This window comes from Lachnospiraceae bacterium JLR.KK008 (assembly GCA_037015955.1).
Classification (GTDB): Bacteria; Bacillota; Clostridia; order Lachnospirales; family Lachnospiraceae; genus VSOB01.
In genome coordinates this window covers 2,502,447-2,527,747 of sequence record CP143548.1, presented here as the reverse complement: position 1 = coordinate 2,527,747, position 25,301 = coordinate 2,502,447, and the positions used below count along the sequence as shown (strand labels likewise).

21 protein-coding genes are annotated in these 25,301 nt (G+C 49.8%); 19 read left to right on the top strand and 2 right to left on the bottom strand.

Annotated features, from left to right (window positions below; genetic code table 11):
* Positions 1 to 18 precede the first annotated feature (18 nt).
* The 17 genes from V1224_12675 (at position 19) to V1224_12595 (ending at position 21,914) form a co-directional block, all read left to right on the top strand.
* A complete protein-coding gene (locus V1224_12675; GenBank protein ID WWR15316.1) occupies positions 19 to 1,554 on the top strand; it encodes an LCP family protein in 1,536 nt (511 codons plus the stop codon).
* Positions 1,555 to 1,623: 69 nt separating this feature from the next.
* Positions 1,624 to 2,574 carry a glycosyltransferase gene (locus V1224_12670; GenBank protein ID WWR15315.1) on the top strand — a complete coding sequence of 317 codons (951 nt, stop codon included), beginning with the start codon at positions 1,624 to 1,626 and terminating at the stop codon, positions 2,572 to 2,574.
* 6 nt (positions 2,575 to 2,580) lie between these two features.
* Positions 2,581 to 4,407 carry a glutamine--fructose-6-phosphate transaminase (isomerizing) gene (gene glmS / locus V1224_12665; GenBank protein WWR15314.1) on the top strand — a complete coding sequence of 609 codons (1,827 nt, stop codon included), beginning with the start codon at positions 2,581 to 2,583 and terminating at the stop codon, positions 4,405 to 4,407.
* A 172-nt stretch (positions 4,408 to 4,579) separates the two neighbouring features.
* Complete coding sequence (locus V1224_12660) at positions 4,580 to 5,932, top strand: trypsin-like peptidase domain-containing protein (protein WWR15313.1); 1,353 nt, start codon at positions 4,580 to 4,582, stop codon at positions 5,930 to 5,932.
* 269 nt (positions 5,933 to 6,201) lie between these two features.
* The gene (gene clpX, locus V1224_12655) at positions 6,202 to 7,839 is read left to right on the top strand and encodes an ATP-dependent Clp protease ATP-binding subunit ClpX (GenBank protein ID WWR15312.1); all 1,638 of its coding nucleotides are present in this window, start codon (positions 6,202 to 6,204) and stop codon (positions 7,837 to 7,839) included.
* Between the two features lie 90 nt (positions 7,840 to 7,929).
* A complete protein-coding gene (locus V1224_12650) occupies positions 7,930 to 9,645 on the top strand; it encodes a S8 family peptidase (GenBank protein WWR15311.1) in 1,716 nt (571 codons plus the stop codon).
* Between the two features lie 62 nt (positions 9,646 to 9,707).
* Positions 9,708 to 10,157, top strand: a complete 450-nt coding sequence (locus V1224_12645; protein WWR15310.1) for a signal peptidase II — start codon at positions 9,708 to 9,710, stop codon at positions 10,155 to 10,157.
* Positions 10,158 to 10,183: 26 nt separating this feature from the next.
* On the top strand, positions 10,184 to 10,825 hold the full coding sequence (locus tag V1224_12640) for an HAD family hydrolase (protein WWR15309.1): 642 nt from the start codon (positions 10,184 to 10,186) through the stop codon (positions 10,823 to 10,825).
* A gap of 381 nt (positions 10,826 to 11,206) precedes the next feature.
* A complete protein-coding gene (locus tag V1224_12635; protein WWR15308.1) occupies positions 11,207 to 12,436 on the top strand; it encodes an ROK family transcriptional regulator in 1,230 nt (409 codons plus the stop codon).
* 186 nt (positions 12,437 to 12,622) lie between these two features.
* Entirely contained in the window at positions 12,623 to 13,675 is a 1,053-nt protein-coding gene (locus V1224_12630; protein ID WWR15307.1) for a substrate-binding domain-containing protein, read from the top strand.
* A gap of 90 nt (positions 13,676 to 13,765) precedes the next feature.
* Entirely contained in the window at positions 13,766 to 15,265 is a 1,500-nt protein-coding gene (locus tag V1224_12625) for a sugar ABC transporter ATP-binding protein (protein ID WWR15306.1), read from the top strand.
* The gene (locus V1224_12620) at positions 15,258 to 16,238 is read left to right on the top strand and encodes an ABC transporter permease (GenBank protein ID WWR15305.1); all 981 of its coding nucleotides are present in this window, start codon (positions 15,258 to 15,260) and stop codon (positions 16,236 to 16,238) included. Before V1224_12625 ends, V1224_12620 begins: the two co-directional genes overlap by 8 nt.
* A gap of 25 nt (positions 16,239 to 16,263) precedes the next feature.
* Entirely contained in the window at positions 16,264 to 17,103 is an 840-nt protein-coding gene (locus V1224_12615) for a transketolase (GenBank protein ID WWR15304.1), read from the top strand.
* Between the two features lie 6 nt (positions 17,104 to 17,109).
* A complete protein-coding gene (locus V1224_12610) occupies positions 17,110 to 18,054 on the top strand; it encodes a transketolase family protein (protein WWR15303.1) in 945 nt (314 codons plus the stop codon).
* 29 nt (positions 18,055 to 18,083) lie between these two features.
* Complete coding sequence (locus V1224_12605; protein WWR15302.1) at positions 18,084 to 19,742, top strand: ribulokinase; 1,659 nt, start codon at positions 18,084 to 18,086, stop codon at positions 19,740 to 19,742.
* Positions 19,743 to 19,998: 256 nt separating this feature from the next.
* Positions 19,999 to 21,174, top strand: coding sequence for an AAA family ATPase (locus tag V1224_12600; GenBank protein WWR15301.1), 1,176 nt, complete (start codon positions 19,999 to 20,001; stop codon positions 21,172 to 21,174).
* Positions 21,171 to 21,914 carry a hypothetical protein gene (locus V1224_12595; GenBank protein ID WWR15300.1) on the top strand — a complete coding sequence of 248 codons (744 nt, stop codon included), beginning with the start codon at positions 21,171 to 21,173 and terminating at the stop codon, positions 21,912 to 21,914. Before V1224_12600 ends, V1224_12595 begins: the two co-directional genes overlap by 4 nt.
* A gap of 106 nt (positions 21,915 to 22,020) precedes the next feature.
* Here V1224_12595 and V1224_12590 read toward each other — a convergent pair whose 3' ends face one another.
* The gene (locus V1224_12590) at positions 22,021 to 22,251 is read right to left on the bottom strand and encodes a hypothetical protein (GenBank protein WWR15299.1); all 231 of its coding nucleotides are present in this window, start codon (positions 22,249 to 22,251) and stop codon (positions 22,021 to 22,023) included.
* Between the two features lie 68 nt (positions 22,252 to 22,319).
* Entirely contained in the window at positions 22,320 to 23,258 is a 939-nt protein-coding gene (arcC, locus tag V1224_12585) for a carbamate kinase (protein WWR15298.1), read from the bottom strand.
* 265 nt (positions 23,259 to 23,523) lie between these two features.
* Between arcC and V1224_12580 the strand changes: the two genes are divergently transcribed.
* Both V1224_12580 and V1224_12575 read left to right on the top strand, forming a co-directional pair.
* The gene (locus V1224_12580; GenBank protein ID WWR15297.1) at positions 23,524 to 24,534 is read left to right on the top strand and encodes an ATP-binding cassette domain-containing protein; all 1,011 of its coding nucleotides are present in this window, start codon (positions 23,524 to 23,526) and stop codon (positions 24,532 to 24,534) included.
* Positions 24,524 to 25,186, top strand: coding sequence for a methionine ABC transporter permease (locus tag V1224_12575; protein ID WWR15296.1), 663 nt, complete (start codon positions 24,524 to 24,526; stop codon positions 25,184 to 25,186). The genes V1224_12580 and V1224_12575 overlap by 11 nt, the downstream gene beginning before the upstream one ends.
* The last annotated feature ends 115 nt before the right edge of the window (positions 25,187 to 25,301 follow it).

Genomic DNA, 25,301 nt, shown 5'->3' with positions numbered 1-25,301 from the left:
ACAAGGGAGATAAGTAAGATGTCAACAAAGAATGCGAGGAGTGCGAGAGATGCAGGCAGTACAAGAAATGCAAGAAGCGCCGGCAGCGCCAGGAATCCCGGCGGTTCGAGAAGACCAGATCATGCAAGAAGCGCCGGCAGTTCGAGAAATGCCGGCGAGATGAGATACAGGGAAAGCGCCGGCAGCTCGAGAAGATATGCGGAGAGTGAAGGCGGCACGCGGAGACGTGCGGAGAGCATGGGCAGTTCGCGGAGACATTCGGAAAGTTCGGGCAGTGCAAGGAGATATGGGGAAAGCGCCGGTAGCTCGAGAAGGTATGCGGAGAGCGAAGGCGGCTCGAGAAGGTATGCGGAGAGTGCAGGCGGTCCGCGGCGTTCGGGAAGCGGGAGAGGCTCGGGTGGCAGAAGACTTTCTGCGAAAAAGAGAGCGGCAAAGCGGCGTAAGAGGATCATATTATTTGCGGCAGAAATCATCCTGCTGTTTGTCATGCTTGGCGTACTCTACACTGTCATGAAGACAGAGAAAATGGAGAAGATCAAGATTGACGAAGAAAATATCGTTATGGAGATGAATGAGACGGTCGAGACGAATGAAGTCATGAAAGGATACCGGAACATTGCTCTGTTCGGTGTGGATTCCAGGGAAGGTTCACTCGGGAAAGGTACCCGCAGCGATACGATCATCATCGCTTCCATCAATCAGGATACCGGTGACGTAAAGCTCATTTCTGTCTTCCGTGACACGTATCTGAACCTTGGCAATGATACTTATAACAAATGTAATGCGGCTTACGCCAAGGGCGGTCCGGAGCAGGCGATCATGATGCTGAACCGTAACCTGGATCTGAATATTACGGATTATATTACCGTTGGCTTTGACGGTCTGATTGAGGTCATCGATGCACTGGGAGGCGTGGAAATCAATGTGACCGACGCCGAAGTCTCCTATCTGAATGATTATCAGATCAGTATGGTCGGTACGACGAGTGACGGCGTAAACTTTACGGCCAAAGAGGGCGTGGACTATACTCCGGTGGAACACGGCGGTTTGCAGACTCTCAACGGCCTGCAGGCGACGGCTTATTGCCGTATCCGTTATATCGGCAATGATTTCCAGCGTGCACAGCGTCAGCGCGACGTGATCATGGCAGTTTCCGAGAAGGCGAAAAAGGCCGATGTCGGTACGCTCAATGACATCGCCAACGGTGTGATGGGGAATATTTCCACCTCTCTTGACATTAAGGAGATTCTCAGTGTGATGAAGGACCTGCCGAAATACAGCATCGTTGCCAACGATGGCTTCCCCTTTGAGCAGTACCGTACGACGGGCACGGTCAAGAAAGGAAGCTGCGTCATTCCCATGGATCTTGAGCGGAATGTCGTGGAACTGCATAGGTTCCTGTTTGATGAAAGCGATTATCAGGTTTCGCCGGAAGTTCAGGAATTCAGCAAGAAAGTATCAAGCGATACGGGCAAATATGCGGATACCGCTGCCGATGAATTCACACAGAAAGAGGAAAATGAAGTGGCGGCTGCGGATGAAGGAAATGAATAGACAGGAAGATCAAAAATCGGAAGGGGCCGTAAACTGGCCCCTTTTTCTGCTTGAAAGGAAACAAGGGCAATGGAACCAATCGTAGATGTGATCATACCGACCTGTGATCCGGGGGAAGAGTTTGTGGAACTGCTGACCGGCCTGGAATCACAGACCGTGAAAATAAACAAGATCATCATTATGAATACGGAAGAGAAATATTTTGAGCGTCTGAAGATGGGTAAGAAAGGTCTGAAGAAATATCCGAACGTGGAACTGCATCATCTCTCAAGCCGGGAATTTGATCACGGCAATACGAGAAATCAGGGTGTAAAGAAATCTAAGGCGCCGTATTTTGTCTGCATGACACAGGATGCTGTTCTGGCGGACTCTTATGTGATTGAAAAATTGCTGGAGCCTCTGCTGGCCGGGGAGGCGGCGGTCAGCTATGCGAGGCAGCTGCCGAAGGAGGGCTGCGACCCGATCGAGCAGTTTACAAAAAATTTTAATTATCCGGATCAGTCGCGGCTCAAAGGACAGGAAGACATTCCGGAGCTGGGCATAAAGACATTTTTCTGTTCTAACGCCTGCGCCGCCTATAAGCGGAGCACCTTTGACGAATTGGGAGGATTTATCCGACATACGATATTTAATGAAGATATGATCTATGCGGCGGGTGTAGCCGGCGCCGGGGGAAAGATTGCTTATGTGGCGGAGGCCCGGGTACTGCACTCGCACAATTATACGTGGCAGCAAAATTTTCACAGGAATTTTGATCTTGGTGTCTCGCAGGCCGATCATCCGGAAGTGTTCGCACAGTTTCAGTCGGAATCGGAGGGGATCAGACTGGTGAAAGAGACGGCCCGGTATTTGCGGGAGACCGGGAACGGCAGGCTGATGATACCGATGATCTGGAAGAGCGGATGGAAATTTGTCGGATACCGGTTAGGAAAAAACTATCGCAGACTGCCGGAAAAACTTGTGATCAAGTGCAGTATGAACAGAAACTATTGGTATGGACTGTCAAAAAGACGGGGGTAATACATTATGTGCGGGATTGTAGGATATATCGGAAAGAGTCAGGCGGCGCCGGTGATTCTGGATGGACTTGCGAGGCTGGAATACAGGGGCTATGACTCCGCCGGCATGGCGGTGTTTGACGGTGAAAAAGTCAATATCACAAAGGCGGTCGGCAGACTGAAAGTGCTTGAGGAACTGACGCACGGCGGGGAGACGATGCCTGGCACGGTAGGGATCGGACATACGAGATGGGCGACCCATGGGGTTCCGAGTGACGCCAATTCTCATCCACATTTTAACAAAGACAGAACCATCACAGTCGTACACAACGGCATCATTGAGAACTATATACCTCTCAGAAATAAACTGATGAAAAAAGGATATGAGTTTGTGTCGGAGACAGACACGGAAGTGATAGCCCAGATGCTCGATTATTATTATAACGGTAATCCGATGGAAACCATTCTCAAAGTGCTTCACAGAGTCGAAGGGTCTTATGCGGTCGGCATTATGTTTGCCGATCATGCGGGGGAGATCTTCGCAGCGCGCAAAGGCAGTCCGCTGATCGCAGGACAGAGTGAGGACGGATGCTTTATCGCTTCCGATGTGCCCGCCATTCTCAGATACACGCGAAAGGTGTTTTTTGTCGATGAGCAGGAAGTAGTGCGTCTGGAGGCAGATCACATCCATTTCTACACGATGGATGAGGAAGAGATCGAGAAAGAATCCGCTACGATTGCCTGGGATGCGGATGCAGCGGAAAAGGCCGGCTATGAACATTTTATGCTCAAAGAGATGTATGAGCAGCCCAAAATCGTTATGGATACGCTCGCACCGCGGATCAAGAAAGGCAGGATCGAGATCGAGGAACTGGATCTCAGCGACGAGGACATCCGGGGAATCAGAAAAATACATATTGTTGCCTGTGGCAGCGCCTATCATGCGGGAGTCACCGGTAAATATGTGCTGGAGGGGCTTGCGAGAATTCCGGTGGAAGTGGATCTGGCGTCGGAATTTCGTTACCGGAATCCGGTCTTTGAGGAAGGGGCCGTCGTTATTGTCATCAGCCAGTCGGGAGAGACTGCCGACACACTGGCGGCGACGCGGGAGTCGAAACGCAGGGGTCTGCGGGTACTCGGCATTGTCAATGTCGTTGGCAGTTCGATCGCACGTGAGGCCGACAATGTGATGTACACATGGGCAGGGCCGGAGATCGCCGTGGCGACGACGAAGGCATACAGTGCGCAGCTCATCACCCTCTATCTGCTGGCGGTACTGTTTGCCTCTGTCCGGAAAACGATCGATGAAAAGACATATCAGGCATTGCTGCGCGATCTGCACAGACTTCCGGATCAGATCGAGCTGCTCCTGGGCAGTAAGGAGAAGATACAGCATTTTGCCAACCGCTATATCGGCGCCAGAGATGTATTTTTTATCGGCAGAGGTATCGACTATGCCATTTCTCTGGAAGGGTCCCTGAAACTGAAAGAGATTTCCTATATTCACTCGGAGGCATACGCGGCCGGAGAGCTAAAGCATGGGACGATCTCGCTGATCGAGGAAGGGACGCTTGTGGCTGCGGTTTCCACTCAGCCGGAACTTTATCAGAAGACGATCAGTAATATGGTGGAGGTAAAGTCCAGAGGTGCCTTTTTGCTGGCAGTGACGAATGAGGGAAACAAAGAGATAGAGAAAGTTTCGGATTATGTCATCTATATACCGGAGACAAATCCGTATTTTACCAATTCCCTGGCGATTATTCCTCTGCAGCTGTTTGGATATTATGTGGCTGTCGGCAAAGGCTGCGACGTAGATAAACCGAGAAACCTTGCAAAATCAGTAACAGTGGAATAGAATGTTTTTACCACAAAAATTAAAGCCTGTCTTTACAGACAATTTCATAAAATTTGCATAGTTTCATCACATTTTGGACACAAGTGTCCACTATACTAGGGTCAGAAATCAGGAGACAGTGAAAACAGACTGTCAGGACAGAAAAAGCCGATCAGGAAAAGGAGGTTGCGTTATGTACGGAAACAATTATCCCAATGACTTTGACAGAAAGCCGGAAAATGATACGTATGGGATTTACAGCGGTTATCAAAATGCGCCGCAGATACCGGAGGAGCCACAGAAACCGAAAAAAGAGATAAAGTTATGGAAGAAATTTCTTGTCGCGGCAGGCGTTGGCCTGTGTTTTGGTATCTTTGCGGGTCTGGGCCTTTATGCGGTGCAGTCGATCATGACGCTGACCGGTGTCAACGTGACGACAGAGGAGACCAATACGCAGACGGAGCCGATAGCTTCGGCTTCCAGTGATTCCGTGAAAGCGGTGACGACGGACGGGGTAGGCACAAACAGCTCTGTGACGACGGTGACGACCGATGTGACAGGCGTTGTCAAGAATGTGATGCCGGCGGTTGTATCGATCACGAATGTCTATACGGAACAGTCGAATTTCTTCGGTCAGACACTGGAAAGTCAGGGACAGGCAAGCGGCTCCGGCATTATCGTCGGAGAAAATGACGCGGAACTGCTCGTCGTGACTAATCAGCATGTGATCGAAGACGCGGATGTGTTGAGCGTGCAGTTTATTGACGGAGAGCAGGTGGATGCACAGGTAAAGGGTTATGATTCCGATAAGGATCTGGCCGTGATTGCTCTGCCGCTTGATCAGATCAAGAGCTCGACCAGAGAGGCCATCGTCGTTGCCACACTCGGTGATTCGGACAATCTGACGGTGGGAGAGCCGGCTATCGCTATCGGCAATGCACTCGGATATGGGCAGTCTGTGACGACAGGTGTCATCAGTGCACTTGACCGGGAGATCGAGGGCACGAACAATGGCAATAAGCTGATTCAGACCGATGCGGCCATCAATCCGGGTAATTCCGGCGGGGCTCTGCTCAATGTGAGCGGAGAGGTCATCGGTATCAATTCCAATAAGATTGGCGGCAGTGTCGTCGAAGGGATGGGCTATGCGATTCCGATCTCTTCCGCCAAACCGATCATTGAAGATCTGATGTCCAAGACGACAAAAGGTGAAAAAGTGGCGGAAGACCAGAAATCTTATCTGGGAATCTCAGGCGTCAACGTGACCGGAGAAGTGTCGCAGATGTACGGGATGCCCAAGGGCGTCTATGTAGGCCAGGTCTATGAAGGTACGGCGGCGCAGGCAGCCGGACTGGTAAAGGGCGACATCATCACGAAATTTGACGGCAGCAGTGTATCTTCGATGGAGGAGCTTCAGAGCATGATGGAATACTATGCGGCCGGGACCGAAGTGGAGATCACGATTCAGCAGGGCAGCCCGGACGGGTATCAGGAGAAGAAGGTCAAAGTGATCCTTGGCTCCCGCGCCGATGCCGAAGAGGACTGACAACAGGAAAGAGATAAAATAAAACCCGGGACACCGCATGAAACGATGCGGTGTCTTTTGGCGTACAGGGTTTTCATGTCAGAATTATATTTTTTATGATTTTGACATATATGGATTTCAGAAAAATTTTCCGGATTATTTACAGGTATTTCCGTATATTTTTAGAAAATGCCAGCTTGTAGGGAAACAGGCAATGAGATATAATAAAAACGTATGCACCCTGATTTATGTTTGCAATAGGGGAGAGATAAGATTAAAGGAGAAAACGGATGTCAGACTTTTATGATGATGACGAAATAAAAGAAACAGAAATAGAAAAGATAGAAAAAGTAATCAAAGAGGACGATCTTACCGAGCAGGAGGCGCAGGAGCTTCAAAGAGAGCTGGAACGCTATCTGAAGGAGGGGCTGGAGCAGCAGGAGAGCGAAGAGGACGAAGCATCTCATGCGGATAAGAAGCAGGGCCGGGATCAGAAGGACGAGAAGAAAGAGAGCGAATACGAAGACGTATGCTTCATCTGCCGCCGCCCGGAGAGTAAGACGGGCAAGATGTTTAAACTGCCAAACAATATCTGCGTCTGCAACGACTGTATGCACAAAACGATGGACACGGTCAGCCAGTTTGATTATCAGGGTATGCTGAACAACAACATGTTTGACAATATGGGCAAAAACGGCAAAGGGTTTCCGAGCATCAGCTTTGTCAATATAGCGGACCTGCAGGGAGAGGGCGGCATTCCGAATAAGCAGAAATTAAAGAAAAAGAAACAGAAGAAAAAAGCAAAGCCGGTACTGGACATCAGGCACATCCCTGCTCCGCATAAGATCAAGGCACAGCTTGACGACTATGTGGTGGGACAGGAACATGCCAAAAAGGTGATTTCTGTCGCGGTGTATAATCATTATAAGAGAGTGGCCACGGACACGATGGATGAGATTGAGATCGAGAAGTCCAATATGCTGATGATCGGGCCTACCGGCTGCGGTAAGACATATCTTGTGAAAACACTGGCAAAACTGCTCGACGTGCCGCTTGCGATCACGGATGCCACCTCGCTGACGGAGGCGGGCTACATCGGGGATGATATTGAGAGCGTTGTCTCCAAACTGCTGGCTGCTGCGGACAATGATGTGGAGCGGGCGGAAAAAGGAATTATCTTTATCGATGAGATTGACAAAATCGCCAAGAAGAAAAATACGACGTCCCGGGACGTGAGCGGGGAATCCGTACAGCAGGGAATGCTGCGTCTGCTGGAAGGGGCGGAAGTGGAAGTGCCGGTGGGAGCCAACAGTAAAAACGCCATGGTTCCGCTTGCCACGGTGAACACGAGAAATATTCTCTTTATCTGCGGAGGGGCATTTCCGGACCTGGAGGAGATCATCAAGCAGCGGCTGAATAAACAGACTTCAATCGGGTACAATGCGGAATTGAAGGATAAATACGACAAAGATAAAAACATCTTGAGTAAGGTCGTGATCGAGGACCTGAAGAAATTCGGTATGATTCCGGAGTTTCTCGGAAGACTTCCGATTCTGTATACGCTCAGCGGGCTGACGAAAGAGATGATGATCAATATCCTGAAAGAGCCCAAAAACGCGATCTTAAAACAGTATCAGAAGCTGCTGTCGCTCGACGAAGTGAAACTGGAATTTGACGACGGCGCACTGGAGGCGATCGCTGAGAAAGCGATGGAGAAAGACACGGGCGCGAGAGCGCTGCGGGCGATCATCGAAGAATTTATGCTGGATATTATGTATGAGATCCCCAAAGATGACAACATTGGCAGAGTGACAATCACAAGGGAATATATTGAGGGGACCGGCGGACCGGTAATCGATATTCGCAGCAACGGTTGTACGCTGGAAGAGATGGACAGTATGCGGCGGATTGAAGAGCCGGCAGAGTGAGACGCGGGATTTTTGGTCTGACAGAAAAGAGGGTCACAAAGACAGTTTCTTCATATGATAGAAATAAGGTTAAAAAAATGAGAGGTTTCTATGACATGTGAAGAGCGGATCAGATCGGAAGATTACAGGGAACTGCTGATCGACTATAATTTTGAGGAGACGGAAGCCACGCATGATGCCCGGGACTATTGCAGAGTAGTCGTGGACGGCAATATCAGTATTATTTATTATCAGATCAATCCAAATGAGATGGTGGACATCAGTCTCTATCCGTACAATGAAGTGCCGAAATGCTATGGGCTCATGCAGCAGGAACAGCCGTCGGAGCAGGGACCGTTTGATTCTCTGGCGCTGTCTGATGCCGGAATTTTGCAGGTACAGCGCGAACCGCTGTCTCTGACGGGAAGAGGCGTTGTCATCGGATTTATTGATACCGGTATCCGATACACGCAGGACGTATTCCGCAATGCTGCGGGGGAGAGCAGAATTCTCTCGATCTGGGATCAGACGATCTATGACGGCAGTCCGCCGGATGGCTTTCTCTATGGGACGGAATATGGCCGGCAGCAGATCAATGAAGCGCTGCGTTCGCCAATGCCGCGGGAGATCGTGCCGAGCTGGGATACGGACGGACATGGTACGGCGATGGCCAGTGTGGCGGCCGGCAGCAATCTGGAAAGCGGCCGGCGCTTTGTCGGTGCGGCGCCGGATGCCGATATTGTAGTCGTCAAGCTCCGGGGCGCCAAACAATATCTGAGAGATTATTATATTTTGCCGGAGAATGTGCCGGCTTTTGCGGAGACGGATGTTGTCATGGCGGTGAAATATATTGAGAGCTTTGCCATCGATCTCGAGAGGCCGGTCGTCATCTGTCTGGGGATCGGCACTAATTTTGGCAGCCATACCGGTTCCTCAGTGCTGGACCGCTATCTGACAACCATATCGGAGAGAAGGAACCGGGCGATCGTCGTCTGCGGGGGCAATGAAGGGGCGGCGTCCCATCATTTTCGCAGTGTGCTTTCTTCGGAGGTGCAGACGGTAGAGATGCGTGTGGGGGAGGCGGAAAACGGATTTCTGCTGGAAATGTGGACAGAGGGACCGAGCCATTACCGGATGACGATCCGCACACCGGGCGGGGAGAAAATATCAGGAATCGTGGACAGAAGCAGGAGGACGCAGGAATACCGGTTTGTATTCGACCGCACGATCATTATGGTCAACAGTCTGCTGCTGGCGGAATCTACGGGCAGAGGACTGTTGCTGTTTCGGTTTGTCACACCCACTCAGGGGGTGTGGACTTTTACGATTGAGACCGTTTCCTTTATCCAGGGCAGTTCGTATAATATGTGGCTTCCGATTGAGGACTTTGTGCGGGATGATACTTTCTTTCTGCGGCCGGAGCCGGATATTACGTTGACGGCGCCGTCCATGTCAGGAGGAGTGATTACGATCAACGCTTACAATGATGAGGACGGGAGTTTTTATGAAAAGTCGGGCCGGGGATTTGCGGCGGACGGGCGTGTGAAACCGCAGTTTGCGGCGCCGGGCGTGAACGTATCCACGTCGCTTGGCAAACGGACCGGCAGTTCTCTGGCGGCGGCGATCGCCGCGGGGGCGGTGACACAGCTCATGCAGTGGGCGGTCATCGACGGACAATACCTGCTCGCCTCCGGCAGAGAGCTGACCTATTATCTGATGCTGGGTGCGGTCAGAGACAGTAACATTGAATACCCAAGCAAAGAATGGGGTTACGGAAAGATCAACGTACAGCGTACTTTTGAAGAGCTGTCGGGTCTGTTTCGCTGAGGGCGTCTGCGTCTGAGGCTGGGAACAGGCCATGAGATCAGAGCTGTGAGAAAGGATTGTTTATGATATACATTGGCATTGCCGCGGGCATATTTTTATTGGAATTATGGATCAAAAACCATGTGGAAGCGTGCACGGCAGAGGGGGAAGAGAGAGAAGTATGCAAGGGCGCGCTGATTCTGAGAAAGTACCATAACAAAGGGGCCTTTTTGGATGCAGGAAGGCAGGTGCGGCCGCTTGTGGCTGCGGCTTCTCTTGTGCTCACAGTATGTGCTGCTGCCGTCTTTGCGCTGACGCTGGGACAGAAGGGCGGCAGAGCGTTGAAAACGGGGTTTGCACTTCTGCTGGGCGGTGCGCTCAGCAATACGTATGACCGGCTGCGGCGTAAATATGTGGTGGACTATTTCAGCTTTGGCGTAACATGGAAGCCACTGCGTAAGATTGTCTTTAATATTTCCGATTTCTGTATTCTGATCGGAACAGTGATAGCGGTATGTAATTCGGATCGATAAAAAGGTGTCAGGAGGAGGACGACAGGATGAGAAAAAATCTGATCTTTGATGTGGACGGGACGATATGGAATTCCACTGAAGTGGCGGCGGAAGGGTGGAACCGGGCGATCCGGGAGACGATCGGCGACGGGCCGGTCATCACAGCGCAGGTGCTTCAGCGGGAATTCGGACAGACGATGGATGTGGTCGCGGATCATCTCTTTCCGGATGTGACCGATATGGAAAAGCGTCGGCAGCTTATGGATAAGTGCTGCGAGTATGAACATCTGTATCTGGAGCGGAACACGAGAGACCTCGCTTATCCGGGTGTGGCTGAAGAGATGGAGAAACTGGCACAGAGCTATGACCTCTACATTGTCAGCAACTGCCAGATCGGATATATTGAGCTGGTGATGAGTAAGACGGGGATCGGACCTTTTATCCGCGACCATGAATGCTATGGAAATACCGGTACTTGTAAGGGAGAGACGATCCGGGTATTGATGGAACGGCATGGAATGCGGCCGGAAGAGACAGTCTATATCGGCGATACGATGGGTGATTATGAAGCCTGTGCGATAGCGGGGATTCCTTTTGTATTTGCCGCCTACGGGTTTGGAGAAGTAAAGGAAGCGGCATATCGCATCGAACGATTTGCACAGCTGGAAGAAACGGTCGGGAGAATGTGAGATAATCGTATGCCATTGTGCGGCGGGCATGTTCCGCCGAGCGGTATGTTATAATTATTCAGCAAAAAGAGAGCGTAAGTGGGAGGACTACCTGCGCTCTTTTTTTATTTCCCTGAAAATTAGCGGCATCCACTGTTTTGGAAAGATTTTCTGTTATGCAGGCATTGTGTTAATCGAATCGTAGTTAAGCGGAGATTATTGTTAAATGAATGAACATAAAGAAGATGAATATCCTACAAAATACACAAAAAAAGATTGACATATTTGAAAAAATAAGATATTATGAAATACAAGATAAGCAAAGCAATCAATTCGATGAATTAAAAAGACAGAAATATAGTTAAATCGATGAACACAAAATAGACTTGCAGTGAGGACAGTATGAACCGAGGGATGAATGGCAGCGAAATGCAGAAAAATAACAGGACGCTTGTTTTCAAGACGCTGCTGGAGTGCGGGGCGATGACTAGGACGGAACTGGCATCTGAGATCGGTCTTCAGAAAGCGACGATTACCAATATCGTCAATGAGTTTATCGAGATGGGTATTATCGGTACGGATGGGGATGCGGCGTCAGGCCGCCGGGGGGAGAATATCTGCCTGAAGCTGAACGGGATCTATATCATGTCCATCGGTATTACGAGAAAGGATTATCAAATTGCGATCTATTCGCTCGACGGGAAGCGGGTCGATCATATCAGATACCAATTTAAACAACATACGGACATCCGTATTATTATGAAGAAACTCAAAGAGAGCGCAGTCGGCCAGCAGAGTAAATTTGGCAGGAAAAATTTTGCCGGCATCTCGCTTGCGGTCCCCGGACCATACATAATTAGAAGAAAGACAGAAGAGAGAGAGACGTTTCAGGTATCCGAGTTTGAGGAGCTGAGTCAGATCAATATCCGCAGTGAGCTGGAGGAGGCGCTTGGCCTTCCGGTGCTGATGAAACATGACGCAAAGCTGGGAGCCTATGCGGAATGGAGAAATGCGGAAGAAGTCAGAGAAGATAAAAATGCCAGTCTGATCATTATCCGGTCGAGAGGATTCGGGATCGGTGCGGGACTCGTGATCAATGGCAAGATCGTAGAAGGACAGGTGGGAATTGCCGGAGAAATCGGGCATATGGGCATACAGTATAACAGTCGGCGGACGCAGAAAGAGATGACAGGTACATTTGAGTACTGCGCGGGGACAGACAGCGCCATGCGCTATGTACTGGAACGTCTCTACGAATATCCGGACAGTGCCCTTCAGGAAGAGAGCACCTATAAAGATGTCGTGGACGCTTATATGGACAATGATCCGCTTGCCGTGTATGCAATCAATAAGATGGCATGGATGCTCGGTTACGGCATTGCCAATATCATTTATATTATCAATCCGGACTGTATTATCCTGGGACCGGATTATCCGGAGACAGATGCTTTTCTGGAAGAGGTGAAACGGGTCGTCAGGGAATTTGTCCACCCGCTCGTGGGCGACAGTATTTCTATCCGCTATTCCCGGTTAAGTGAGGACTCCTTTTTGTTCGGCGGATATTATTATGTGCTGGAAAGTCTGTTCAAAGACAACACGATACTGGAAAAGATCCAGCGGACGATAGACTAGACGAATGAGGTATAGTGAAAGCGCATAACATTCATAAACGATAGAAAAGACAACGACAGAATACATATAAAAGGGAAACAGAAAAGCAGGCAGCGTCAGTCAGACAGAAGAAAACGTGATATTTTATTTTCCGTGCTAGCAGGAAAATGAAAATATAAAAATAAAAAGGAGAAGAGGAAGGTAATTATGAGAAAGAAATTATTAGCACTGACAATGGCCATCGCTATGACGGCATGTATGGTTGGCTGCGGTTCGACGGCTGACACATCTGCTCCGGCTGAAGCACCTGCAGCCGAGACAGAGGCACCGGCTGCAGAGGAAGAAGCGCCGGCAGCTGAGGCTCCGGCAGAAGGAGGAGAAGCGGGAGCAGTTGACGTTTCCGAGTTGACGATCGCATACGTTCCGACGACAATGAACAATCCGTTCTGGACGGCAATGATGGGTGGTATCACCGCAGAGATGGAAGCAAAGGGCATGGATCCTTCCACACAGCTTGTAACGGTTGATGCCGACAGCGATCAGGCAACGATGAACAACTACATTTATGACCTGATCAATCAGGAAGTAGATGTTGTGATTATGGCTCCCATGGACTGTACGGCATGTACGGAAGCGCTTCAGGCGTGTGTAGACGCAGGGATTCCGGTTATCAATGTTGACACGGCAGTTGACCGTACTGACCTTGTCGTATCCGTAATCGCTTCCGATAACTATGGCGCAGGCGTTCAGTGCGCAGAGGATATGATGGCGAAACTTGACGAAGGTTCCAAGATCTATATTATGAACCAGCCGTCCGGCAGTGCCTGCGTACAGCGTGAGCAGGGTTTCCGTGACACAGTAGGCGAATATTTTGAAATTGTTGGTACATCCGATACTTCCGGAGACACGGCAACGACACTTCCGGTAGCTGACGATGCGATCACAGGCGACAGCGATCTGGCTGGTTTCTTCTGCATCAATGATATGGCAGCGCTTGGCTGTGTACAGGCATGTGCGGCAGCAGGCAGAGACGACATCGTAATCTATGGTGTGGACGGCAACCCTGACTTTATGGGTTATGTAGCTGACGGTTCCGCAACAGGTTCTTCCGCACAGCAGCCTTCCGTGATCGGTAGCAACGCAGTGGATACGGCTCTTGCATATCTGGCAGGTGAGTCCGTAGAATCCGAGATCGTCGTAGATGTTGCATTCATTACAAAGGAAAATATCAATCAGTTCGATGTTACAGATTGGCAGTAAGTAATACGATTTAAGGTCTGATTTCGGAAAGGGACGATTCGACAGGACGTTCCTTTCCGATTTGGTTCCAGGACAAAAAGGAGTGAAGAAATGAAACAGGAACTTTTACGTATGGAAAATATTGTAAAGACCTTTCCCGGTGTCCGTGCCTTAAATAATGCTGCGATCACAGTGCATGCAGGAGAAGTGATGGGGTTTATGGGAGAAAACGGAGCAGGTAAGTCGACGCTGATGAATGTTCTCGGCGGCGTGTTTCCGGCAGACTCCGGTGAAATCTATATTGAGGGCAAAAAGGTTGATATTCATTCCGTGCATGATTCACAGTCGCTGGGTGTGGCGTTCATTCATCAGGAACTTGCGCTTGAGCCGTATCTGACGATCGCGGAGAATATCTTCCTTGGACGTGAGATGAAGAATTCTCTGGGAATGATCAGTAAGACAAAAATGGCGGAAGCTGCCAAGCCGTTTCTGGAGAGGGTAGGTCTTGATGTGGACCCGACCGAATTTGTCGGCCGGCTTTCTCTCGGGCAGCAGCAGATGGTCGAGATTGCGAAATCATTTTCGCTGAATGCCAAATTGCTCATATTGGACGAACCGACCTCTTCGCTTTCCGAAAAAGAGGTTGATATTTTATTCCGGACTGTCCGCGATCTGAAAGCGCAGGGAATGGGAGTCATCTTTATCACGCATAAGATGGCCGAAGTGTTCCAGCTCTGTGATGCGGTCACGATCATGCGGGATGGAGAATTCATGGGCAGTCTGCAATCAAGCGAGTGTACGGAAAGCCAGTTGATCTCGCTGATGGTGGGGCGCGAGCTGGGCAATTATTATGTCCGTACGTTTAACAAGCCGGGGGAAGTCTTGCTGGAGGCAAAAGACATCTGCGCGGGCAAGCGTGCCGTCCACTGCGATTTTTCGGTCCGCAGCGGAGAGATACTGGGATTTTACGGTCTGGTGGGATCAGGACGTTCGGAATTGATGAAAGCGGTCATGGGGCTTGATCCGATGGATTCCGGTGAGATTTATCTGAATGGGGAGCAGGTAAAGAAACCGGATCCAATGTATATGCAGAACAAAGGGGTTGCGCTCGTACCCGAAAGTCGTAAAACGGAAGGACTTCTCCTGAAAAATACGATCGGGTTTAATATTACGCTGCCGATCCTGCACCGGTTTATCAACCATTTGCGGGTAGACCGGGATAAAGAAGAGGAGATCATTGACAATGGTATGAAATCACTTCGTGTCAAAGCTCCTTCGGCTCAGGTGAACTGTTCCACACTTTCGGGCGGAAATCAGCAGAAAGTACTGCTGGCCAAATGGCTTGCTACCGATCCCAAGGTGCTCATTCTCGATGAACCGACCCGCGGTATTGATGTGGGGGCGAAAGCCGAGATCTATACGATCATCAATGATCTGGCGAAAAAAGGTCTGGCTATTATCCTGATCTCTTCCGAGATGCCGGAGGTCATGAATATGAGCGACCGAATGATGATCATGAATGAGGGACATATCACCGGAGAGGTGGATCACGAAGAATATTCGCAGGAACTAATATTGAAATATGCTATGGGGGTAACAGGCAATGAATAAAAAGTCAAATAATCGTTTCATCAGCCCGATTCAGGAATATTTCCGACAGAATTGGGGTATTTTGTTAGCTTTGCTCGTGATGTGCATCTTCTTTTCGATATTCGGCAAAAACTTTCTGACTAAGACGAATATTGTAAACCTGCTGCGTACTTGCGCGACGAACTGTTATCTTGCCATTGGTGTGCAGCTTGCCATCATACTGGCAGGTATCGATCTGACAGGCGGCGCTCTGGCAGCTCTGAGTGGTGTAATCTGTGTTATGTCTTTTGAGAATGCCGGACTTCCGATGTGGCTGGGGATTGCTATCGGTATTCTGGTAGGTATGATCGTCGGTATGGTCAACGGGGTGATCATTACATATACAGGGATTCATCCTTTCGTAGTGACGCTGGCAATGCAGTCGATCTGCCGTGGTACGGCTTACCTGATGGCCAACGGTTCTCCGGTGACGACGACAAATCGTTCTTTCGGAAATTTCGGAACCGGTTCTCTGGGACCGATCCCTTATCCGGTTATCTATATGATCATCTTCCTGATCCTGGATGCGTTCCTTTTAAATAAGACAAGAACAGGGCGTCATATTTATGCGGTAGGCGGTAATGAGACATCAGCCCGCTTCTCCGGTATCAATGTTAAGAAAATCAAAATACTCGTATGGACGATCAGTGGTGTGATGGCGGGCTTTTGCGGCGTCGTGCTGGCGGCCAGACTGTCGTCCGGCCAGCCGTCGACAGGCGAGGGCTATGAGACAGATGCGATTGCGGCGTCTGTACTCGGCGGTACTTCCTTCTTCGGTGGAACCGGTACGGTAGGCGGTCTGATCGTAGGCGTGCTTATCATCGGCATCATTTCCAATGGGTTAAATCTGATGCGTGTCAATTCCTACTGGCAATATGTGTTAAAAGGCGTTATCATTATCGTAGCGGTATATGTGGATATGCTGAAACAGAAACGTCAGAATGCAGCAAAATAAAGGGGAAAGTTGAGGAATCAAAAATATGGACGTTACAAAGAAAAAAGAACTGGAGTTATGGGCGCATAAGATCCGCAGGACTGCGCTGAAGACGATTCAGACGGCAGGTTCCGGACATATCGGCGGCTCTTTTTCCATCGCAGAGATATTATCGGTCTTGTATTTTGACAAGATGAACGTAGACCCAAAAAATCCCGGTCAGGCGGACAGAGACAGACTCGTCCTGTCAAAGGGGCATTGCACGCCGACGATGTATGCCACGCTGGCACTGCGGGGATTTTTCCCGGAGGAGCATCTGTCCACGTTCCGGAAGATAGACAGCGACCTCTCCGGTCATGTGGAGATCCACGTTCCGGGTGTCGACATGTCTGCCGGTTCTCTCGGACAGGGCTTATCGGTGGCACTCGGCATGGCGCTGTATGCAAAGAATAAAAAGCAGGGAAACCATGTGTACTGCATTATGGGAGACGGTGAGATCCAGGAAGGGCAGATCTGGGAAGCGGCGATGGCGGCAGGATTTTACAAGGCTGATAATCTGATCGCCTTTGTGGACAATAACAAACTGCAGCTTGACGGTTCCCTGGAGGAAGTGATGTCTCCGTATCCGATCGGTGAAAAGTTCAAAGCCTTTGGCTGGAATGTCATCGAGGCGGACGGAAATAATGTGGAAGCGCTTGTCGGCGCCGTAGAGCAGGCGCTTGCCACAGAGGGAAAACCGACTGTTATCGTTGCAGATACGGTAAAAGGAAAAGGGGTTTCTGTATTCGAAAATCAGGTCCGTTTCCATGGGGGCCAGCCATCCGCAGAGGAATGGAAGACGGCTTACGAGGAACTGGATCGTAAAATAGCGGAACTGGAGGGCTAGAGAGATATGGGAGAAAATCTATCTACAAGAGAAGCATACGGCAGAGCGCTGAAAGAATTTGGCGGCAGGGATGATATTTACGTGTTTGACGCAGACCTGAAGAGCTGTACAATGACGAAATATTTTTCGGAGGAATATCCGCAGCGGTTTTACAATATCGGGATTGCAGAAGCAAATATGGTTGATGTGGCGGCAGGGTTTGCCACCTGCGGGGCGACCGCTCTCGTACATACATTTGCAATGTTCGCGGCGGGACGTGTCTATGATCAGGTCCGCAACAGCGTTGCCTATCCGAATCTGAACGTAAAGGTTGTGGGCAGCCATGCAGGACTCACAGTTGGCGAGGACGGCGCTACTCATCAGTGCATTGAGGACATCAGTCTCATGCGCACAATACCGGGCATGACGGTTGTCGTTCCCTGTGATGCCAATGAGGCAAGGCTGGCAACCCGCGCTATTCTTGACCACAAGGGACCGTGCTATCTGCGGACGGGCCGCTGTGAGCTGGACTGTGTGACGGATGGCTTTGACGGATATACGTTTGAGATCGGCAAAGGCGTACAGCTCGTTGACGGCAGCGATGTGACGATTGTTGCCTGTGGACTGATGGTACAGGAAGCGCTGAAGGCGCAGAAAGCATTGGCAGGAGAAGGCATCCATGCCCGCGTGATTGATATGCACACGATCAAGCCGATCGACAGAGAGCTGATTGTGAAGGCAGCCAGAGAGACAGGGGCGATCGTTACCGCTGAGGAGCACAACGTGATTGGCGGACTTGGCGCCGCCGTAGCGGAAGTGGTCTCCGCTACAGAGCCGGTACCGGTAGAGTTCGTAGGGGTGGAAGATACGTTCGGGCATTCCGGCGGACCGCAGGAGCTGCTGGAGAAGTTTGGACTGACTCCGGAGCATATTGCAGAGTGCGCAAAGAAAGCGATCGCGCGCAAGAGATAAATGAGATCAGAAAGAGATGGACTTGATATATGGAAGATAAGTTTGTGGTTGGTGTGGATTTTGGAAGCGATTCTGTCCGGGCAACGATCGTAAGTGTCGCTTCCGGAACACCGGCAGGAGGCGGAACAGCTCTTTATCCCCGGTGGGCACAGGGGCTCTACCAACATCCGGAGCAGAGTGTTTTTCGCCAGCATCCCCTTGATTATCTGGAGTCTCTGGAAAAATGCGTCAAAGAAGCGGTGGCCTGTCTTTCGCAGTCTCAAAAAAGCAATATCATAGGCATCGGGGTCGATACGACAGGATCGACCCCGGTCCCTGTAGACCGGGAAGGTGTGCCGTTGGCACTGAAGCCGCAGTTTGCGGAATGTGAGAATGCCATGTTCCAGCTCTGGAAAGACAAGTCCGCCGTATCGGAGGCAGAGGAGATCGACAGGCTCTTTGCCCATGGAAGTGATATTGATTATGGTGTTTATCAGGGAAAATATTGTGCGGAATGGTTCTGGGCAAAGATTCTGCATACGATCCGGCAGGATGAAAAAATAAAAGAGGCAGCTTATACGTGGACAGAGCACTGCGACTGGATGGTCGGACTGCTCTGTGGCGATACGAGACCGGAAACCATTTATCACAGCGCCTGTGCCGCCGGACATAAGGCGTTGTGGCACAGTAAATGGAACGGCCTTCCGTCAGATGAAATTCTGTCGACGCTCGACCCGTATCTCACGCTTGTGAAAGAGCGATACGGCAACAGTCCGCAGCCTGCGGCAGTGAAAGCCGGCCGGCTCACGCAAGAGTGGGCAGACAGACTGGGCCTTCCGGAGGGAATTGGCGTTTCCGGCAGTTCCTTTGATGCGCATGCGGGTGCGGTGGGTGCGGGAATCCGGGAGAAAGTGCTCGTCTGCACGATCGGAACTTCTGCGGTGGATATGCTTGTGGGAAAGGCACAGGATTTGGCCGGAAAAGACATACGCAGCTTTGGCGGACAGGCGGAAAATTCGATTTTGCCGGACTATGTCGGCATCGAGACCGGACAGGCGGCGTTTGGTGATATTTTCGGCTGGTTTAAGAAAGTGCTCATGTGGCCGATCTGTCAGACGAAGGACTGTCTGCCTGCGGAAGAATATGACAGACTTTGTGAGACAATGAGTGATACGATGCTGGCGAAATTGCAAAAGGAGGCGCAGGATCTGCCACAGGATCTGTTTCCGATCTCGCTCGACTGGTTTAACGGGCGCAGGTATCCGGACACAGACGACTTCCAGAGAGGGATGATTGGCGGTCTGACGCTCGGCACGGAAGCGCCTTACCTATTCCGTTCGCTTGTATTTGGCGCGGTATGCGGTCTGAGGCGGATTGTGGACGGGTTTGAAGCAGCTGGTATCGAGCTGGAGAAAGTCGTCGCCGTCGGCGGCATCTCCAAAAAATCGGAATTTGTGATGCAGATGATGGCCGATGTGCTGGGCAAGAAGATTTCTATCCTTGATGCGGATCAGACGTGCGCGCTCGGAGCGGCAGTTTATGCGGCCGTGGCGGGCGGGGCCTATGAAACGATGCAGGAAGCGTCAGTTAATATGGCGGCAAAGAGCATTCGGGAATTTGTACCGGATGAGAAGAAGAGAGCGTTTTATCATCAGAAATATGGGGAATACCTCCGGCTGGCGATGCTGGCTGATCAGTGGAAAGAGTGAGAGGCAACCGGACAAAGCCAGCAGGAAAACGGAATAAGAATGGTTTGGGTTTACAGAAACAGCGCGGCTTCGGTGGCGCTGTTTTTGCCGTAAAAAAATTGACGAAAAAAGGATATTTATAAAATTACCATATATCTAAATACAGAAAAACCAGATAATATATGATTTTTTTGAAATTTAGATACACATATCTGCATTCTATATGCTATAATAGTAAAAATAAAAATGGCTATTATGGATTTCAAAAGGAGACAATATGACGATCAAGGAAATCAGAATCAGAAATTTCAAATCCCTGTATGACGTAAGTTTCCAACCGGGGAAAGTAAATGTACTGATCGGTGCCAATGGTTCGGGCAAATCTACCATATTGGAGGCGATTGGCGTGTTGAGCGCTGCAATGACAGACAGAGTGAACAGCAGCAGTCTTCAGAAAAAAGGGATACGATTAAGTACATCAGCTTTATATAAGTCAAAATTTAAATCAATGAACAGGGATGGATTGACAGTAAGCCTGGATATCGATTGGGAAGATGAAGACGAGTATAAATATTCCGTTCATCTGACAACGCCAACGGATGACGATACATGGAAATATCATTCGGAAAATATCAGTGAGAATGGAAACTCCCTGTGGGGAAGAAGCAATCGCTCGTATGCGCCTCTCAATAATCACATCGGATACTATATGCTGACAGAAGAGTTAGACGGGTCCAGATGTCGTAAAATGGGGCAATATATTGAGAAATATGGCATTTACCAGCCGGATACACAGACGCTTCGGGGGACCGTTATGGATCCTGCTCAGACAGCCCCGGTTGGACTGCATGGTGGGCGGATTGCAGAAGCGTTACAGGAAATGATGAAAAATGTGGATGGCGATATGAAATTTGGTACGCTGTATATGGAAGAAATTCTTGATCTGATCGATTGGGCGTCAGGTTTTTCCATTACGACACCGAAGAAAATTAATCTCAATCGAGGGGTTCCCTCCATGCGTCAGGTGATTGAATTTAAGGATCGCTTTTTAAAGACGAATGCTGTTTTTACCGGTTATGATGCCAGTGAAGGGGCATTGTATGTGTTGTTTATGCTGTGTATGGCTATGCACCCGGAGTCTCCGTCCATGTTTGCGATTGACAGCTTTGACCATGCATTGAATCCCAGACTGGCTCAGAAAATAGCAGAATTGTTTTGTCAGTTGATACAGGAATCGGGACGGACAGTCTTTATGACAACACATAATCCGCTTGTATTGGACGGATTAGATCTGTGCAATGATGACATCCGTCTTTTTGCTGTCAGCAGGGATCAGAATGGTTATGCGGTGATAGATCGAATTCAGGTTTCCAATGAGTTACTGGAATCCGGGCAGTCATTATCAAGATTATGGATCAACGGGAGACTGGGGGGAGTTCCGGAGCTGATATGAAAAAGATGATTGGCATTGTCGGAGAGGGGCCGACGGACTATATCGTTATCAAAGAGGCTATCGATCATATTACAGGCAGAAAGAATGATTATCGGCGGTTGCAGCCGGAACCGGACATGGCCGGGCGTTTTGGAAATGGCTGGAAGGGTGTATGGAAATGGTGCGAGACTACATCAGAGATATTAGATCAGTATCTCCATGAAGTCACTCCCGGGATCGATCTGCTTGTGATTCAGATGGATGCAGATGTTTCAAGAAAGGAAAAAGAATCACATTGTCTGTGCGGGACGACAGTGTGCGAGAGCAGAGAGGACAGCCATCCTTTACAATGTGAAAAAGTGATAAAAGAGCTGTGTCCGATCGTGCTTCCCTGCAGGGAGCATTTGCAAAATTCTGAAGGTTACAGGAATCATCTGGAGATGTTGCTCAGAAAGTATTTACGGGTCAGTGCAGACCGGAGCGATATTGTGATCACAGTTCCCTGCGACAGTACGGACGCATGGATTGTCGCGGCTTACCGGGATTGTGAAAATGTTGAGGTGGTGGCAGATCCATGGGAAAACATTATTGCGAGGAAGAAAACATATCATGGCATCCGGATACCCGGAACCAAAAAGAGCATTTCGGTCTATAGCAGGCTGGTGCGGGAAGTGAGTAAAGAATGGAACGCTGTGACAGAGCAATGCGATAGTGCGAAATGCTTTGAGGATAATATAAAAAATGCTTTTGGGATCTGCTGATGGATAAAAAATAATAATTACTTTTATATCTGATGATAACGCCATTCTCATTGACAAGCTGGCTTCTGCGGAATTGGTGACTGACAGATAAAGAAGCGGAAGAGTTTTACTCTTCCGCTTCTCCGCCCGGACCGGGTTTTGACGGTCTCGTATCCGGGTGACTGTACCGGGAACTGTCTTTCGGGGAATGGCAGTCCGTCGGATAGTTATCGGCCGGATTGCCGTTTGTCGGATAGTTGCCGGTCGAACTGCTGTTCGTTGGGTAGTTATCAATCGAATGAAAATCGTTGTTGTTTTGTCTGTGTGTGCTGCCTGCACTGTTTTTTTCTGTACTCATCTGCGATTCCTCTCTTTCAGGAACAGCATGTGCAGAAAACGGAAAAATATACGCCGTCAGACGGTGTTTCAGTCTTTGGTGATGACCGTTCCCGTTTTGCCCTTTATGGCTTCCAGTGCACAGGAGATGGAAGTGATCAGCACGTTTCCGGACGGCACTGATTCCAGATAAGAGACAGCAGCCTCAATCTTCGGCAGCATATTACCTTTACCGAATTGGCCCTCTTCGATATAAGACTTTGCCTCGGCGACTGTCATGGAGGAGATTGCCTGCTGATTCTCCTGACCATAGTTTTTGCAGACCTGTTCTACGCTGGTGAGAATGATGAGCAGATCAGCTTCCAAATCGGAGGCCAGTTTGCCGGCGATGGAATCCTTTTCGATGACAGCGGAAGCACCTTTCAGGGCATGACGCTGTTCAATGACCGGAATGCCGCCTCCGCCGCAGGCGATTACAACCTGACCGGCGTCAGAGAGAGTGCGAATCGTTTCGATCTCTACGATCTGAAGCGGTTTGGGAGCGGCTACGATGCGACGAAATCCTTTTCCGGGATATTCGGTCACGTAATTGCCTTTGTTCAGTTCGGTCTCCGCCTCTTCTTTTGTCATATATCTGCCGATGATTTTATTCGGTTCATAGAATGCCTCGTCATAAGGGTCTACCGTCACCTGCGTGAGCACCATGCTGACAGGAGTGGAGATACCGCGGCTCAAAAATTCCGAACGAAGGGAGTTCTGGATGTCGTATCCGACATAGCCCTGGCTCATGGCGGAGCAGACGCACATGGGAACCGGCGTATAGTCCGGATTCACCCGGCGCAGCTCGGTCATTGCTTTATGAATCATACTGACCTGTGGGCCGTTGCTGTGTGTGATCGTGAGCTGATAATCAGCCTGCGCAAGGTCTGCCAGCGCTTTGGCCGTCTTCTTTACGGCATCCCACTGTTCTGTTGTCGTGTACCCCAGTGCCTGATGGCCGAGGGAGACGACGGCTTTTCTTTTTTTCATATCTGTATCCCCTTTGTTTTAAGAGATTTTATTGCAAATCTGCTGTATGCACCGATCTTTCATAAGCATCTGTGCACAGAAAAAATATATATCCAGTATACCAAAGTTTGAGAAATTTGTATACCGGAAAAATGGCTGCGGCTTAATCCTGTGCTTCCTGCGTCATTCCTGCGCCGGAAAAGAGATTATATTTGCAGAAGCAGGGAAAGTGTGATATGATTTACGAGTTAAAGTCAGAACGAGATTCACATAATGGAGTGATGAGATGGAAGCAATGATCCAAATCAAAGATGTGACGAAAACCTTTACAGGCCGTGACAACCAGGTGGAGGCGTTAAAGGGGATCAATCTGAATATAGAAAAAGGCAGTATCTGCGGCATTATCGGTATGAGCGGCGCAGGAAAGAGTACACTTGTCAGATGTCTGAACTTTCTGGAGAAGCCGACGAGCGGTACAGTCCTCATCGAAGGCCAGGATCTGGGAAAGATCAGCGATAAGCAGCTACGCAGGACGAGGACGGAGATCGCCATGATCTTTCAGCATTTCAATCTGCTCATGCAGAGAAATGTTCGTGACAACATCTGTTTTCCGCTGGAGATTGTCGGCATGAAACGCAAGGCGGCAAAAAAGCGGGCGGCGGAGCTTTTGGAAGTGGTGGGACTTGCCGAGAAAGCAAAGGCGTATCCGGCGCAGCTTTCCGGGGGACAGAAGCAGCGAGTGGCGATCGCCAGAGCGCTGGCCAACAATCCTAAAATACTGCTCTGTGACGAGGCGACAAGCGCACTTGATCCGACGACGACAAAGTCCATTCTCACTTTATTGAAAGAAATCAATGAGAAATACGGAATCACAATCGTTATCATCACCCATGAGATGAGCGTTGTACAGGAAATCTGTAATCAGGTGGCAATTATCGATAACGGCAATCTCGTAGAGAGCGGCAGTGTGGAAGAGGTATTTTCACGGCCGAAGACGAGAGCGGCGCAGAAACTCGTATTTCAGGGAGAGCGCAGCGCCTCTCTGATGAAAGGAAAGCGCTGTATCCGCATTGTATTCAGCGAAAATTCGTCTTTTGAGCCGGTTATCGGCAATATGGTGCTGGCCTGCAAGACGCCGGTCAACATTCTTCTGGCGGATACGAAGGACATCGGCGGTACCGCCCACGGGCAGATGGTATTGCAGCTTCCGGAAGACCCGGTGACTGCGGAAAAGATGATCCATTATCTGAAGGAGAGAAATCTTACAGTAGAGGAGCTGGTAGATTATGTGGACTAATGAAACGATCGGAATGCTCGTTGAAAACACGGGGCTTACGCTGTATATGACACTGACTTCCACATTGATGGCTTATGTGATTGGACTTCCGCTCGGCATTGCCCTCGTGGTAACAGCCAGAGACGGTCTGCGTCCCAATGCGGTGGTCTATAAGATATTGGATGTCATTGTCAATATCGTGCGAAGTGTTCCCTTTCTTATTTTACTGATCCTTATCATTCCGCTCACGCGGGCGATCGTAGGGAAAAGCTATGGAGCGACGGCAACCATCGTACCGCTGACGTTTGCGGCGGCGCCATTTATCGCCCGTCTTGTGGAGTCCTCTCTCCTGGAGGTGGACAAGGGTGTGATTGAAGCGGCGCAGAGTATGGGCGCCGGTACAGGGACGATCATTGTTAAAGTACTTCTGGCGGAAGCAAGGACCTCTCTGATTGTAGGGGCGACGATCGCCCTCGGCACGATTCTCGGATATTCCGCGATGGCCGGTACGGTCGGCGGCGGCGGTCTGGGCGATGTTGCCATCCGTTACGGGTATCACCGGTATGAATCGGACATCATGTGGGCGACGGTTATCCTGCTCGTGCTCCTGGTGCAGATCTTACAGATTATTGGAACAAGGATGTCAAAAAAGCTCGATAAGCGAAGCAGATAGTATCGGCCGATAGTGGGAACAGACAGTATCAGACCAGTTCAGGGAAGCAGACAGAATATTCAGAAAAAAGGGTCCGTATTCCCGGAAGGGATTCAGATAAACAGAGAAATGAAAA

What these genes read in the sequence shown, in the direction of transcription:
- V1224_12675 (WWR15316.1), top strand. Translation starts at nt 19, where the DNA reads ATGTCAACAAAGAATGCGAGGAGTGCGAGAGATGCAGGCAGTACAAGA.
- V1224_12670 (WWR15315.1), top strand. Translation starts at nt 1,624, where the DNA reads ATGGAACCAATCGTAGATGTGATCATACCGACCTGTGATCCGGGGGAA.
- glmS (WWR15314.1), top strand. Translation starts at nt 2,581, where the DNA reads ATGTGCGGGATTGTAGGATATATCGGAAAGAGTCAGGCGGCGCCGGTG.
- V1224_12660 (WWR15313.1), top strand. Translation starts at nt 4,580, where the DNA reads ATGTACGGAAACAATTATCCCAATGACTTTGACAGAAAGCCGGAAAAT.
- clpX (WWR15312.1), top strand. Translation starts at nt 6,202, where the DNA reads ATGTCAGACTTTTATGATGATGACGAAATAAAAGAAACAGAAATAGAA.
- V1224_12650 (WWR15311.1), top strand. Translation starts at nt 7,930, where the DNA reads ATGACATGTGAAGAGCGGATCAGATCGGAAGATTACAGGGAACTGCTG.
- V1224_12645 (WWR15310.1), top strand. Translation starts at nt 9,708, where the DNA reads ATGATATACATTGGCATTGCCGCGGGCATATTTTTATTGGAATTATGG.
- V1224_12640 (WWR15309.1), top strand. Translation starts at nt 10,184, where the DNA reads ATGAGAAAAAATCTGATCTTTGATGTGGACGGGACGATATGGAATTCC.
- V1224_12635 (WWR15308.1), top strand. Translation starts at nt 11,207, where the DNA reads ATGAACCGAGGGATGAATGGCAGCGAAATGCAGAAAAATAACAGGACG.
- V1224_12630 (WWR15307.1), top strand. Translation starts at nt 12,623, where the DNA reads ATGAGAAAGAAATTATTAGCACTGACAATGGCCATCGCTATGACGGCA.
- V1224_12625 (WWR15306.1), top strand. Translation starts at nt 13,766, where the DNA reads ATGAAACAGGAACTTTTACGTATGGAAAATATTGTAAAGACCTTTCCC.
- V1224_12620 (WWR15305.1), top strand. Translation starts at nt 15,258, where the DNA reads ATGAATAAAAAGTCAAATAATCGTTTCATCAGCCCGATTCAGGAATAT.
- V1224_12615 (WWR15304.1), top strand. Translation starts at nt 16,264, where the DNA reads ATGGACGTTACAAAGAAAAAAGAACTGGAGTTATGGGCGCATAAGATC.
- V1224_12610 (WWR15303.1), top strand. Translation starts at nt 17,110, where the DNA reads ATGGGAGAAAATCTATCTACAAGAGAAGCATACGGCAGAGCGCTGAAA.
- V1224_12605 (WWR15302.1), top strand. Translation starts at nt 18,084, where the DNA reads ATGGAAGATAAGTTTGTGGTTGGTGTGGATTTTGGAAGCGATTCTGTC.
- V1224_12600 (WWR15301.1), top strand. Translation starts at nt 19,999, where the DNA reads ATGACGATCAAGGAAATCAGAATCAGAAATTTCAAATCCCTGTATGAC.
- V1224_12595 (WWR15300.1), top strand. Translation starts at nt 21,171, where the DNA reads ATGAAAAAGATGATTGGCATTGTCGGAGAGGGGCCGACGGACTATATC.
- V1224_12590 (WWR15299.1), bottom strand. Translation starts at nt 22,251, where the DNA reads ATGAGTACAGAAAAAAACAGTGCAGGCAGCACACACAGACAAAACAAC.
- arcC (WWR15298.1), bottom strand. Translation starts at nt 23,258, where the DNA reads ATGAAAAAAAGAAAAGCCGTCGTCTCCCTCGGCCATCAGGCACTGGGG.
- V1224_12580 (WWR15297.1), top strand. Translation starts at nt 23,524, where the DNA reads ATGGAAGCAATGATCCAAATCAAAGATGTGACGAAAACCTTTACAGGC.
- V1224_12575 (WWR15296.1), top strand. Translation starts at nt 24,524, where the DNA reads ATGTGGACTAATGAAACGATCGGAATGCTCGTTGAAAACACGGGGCTT.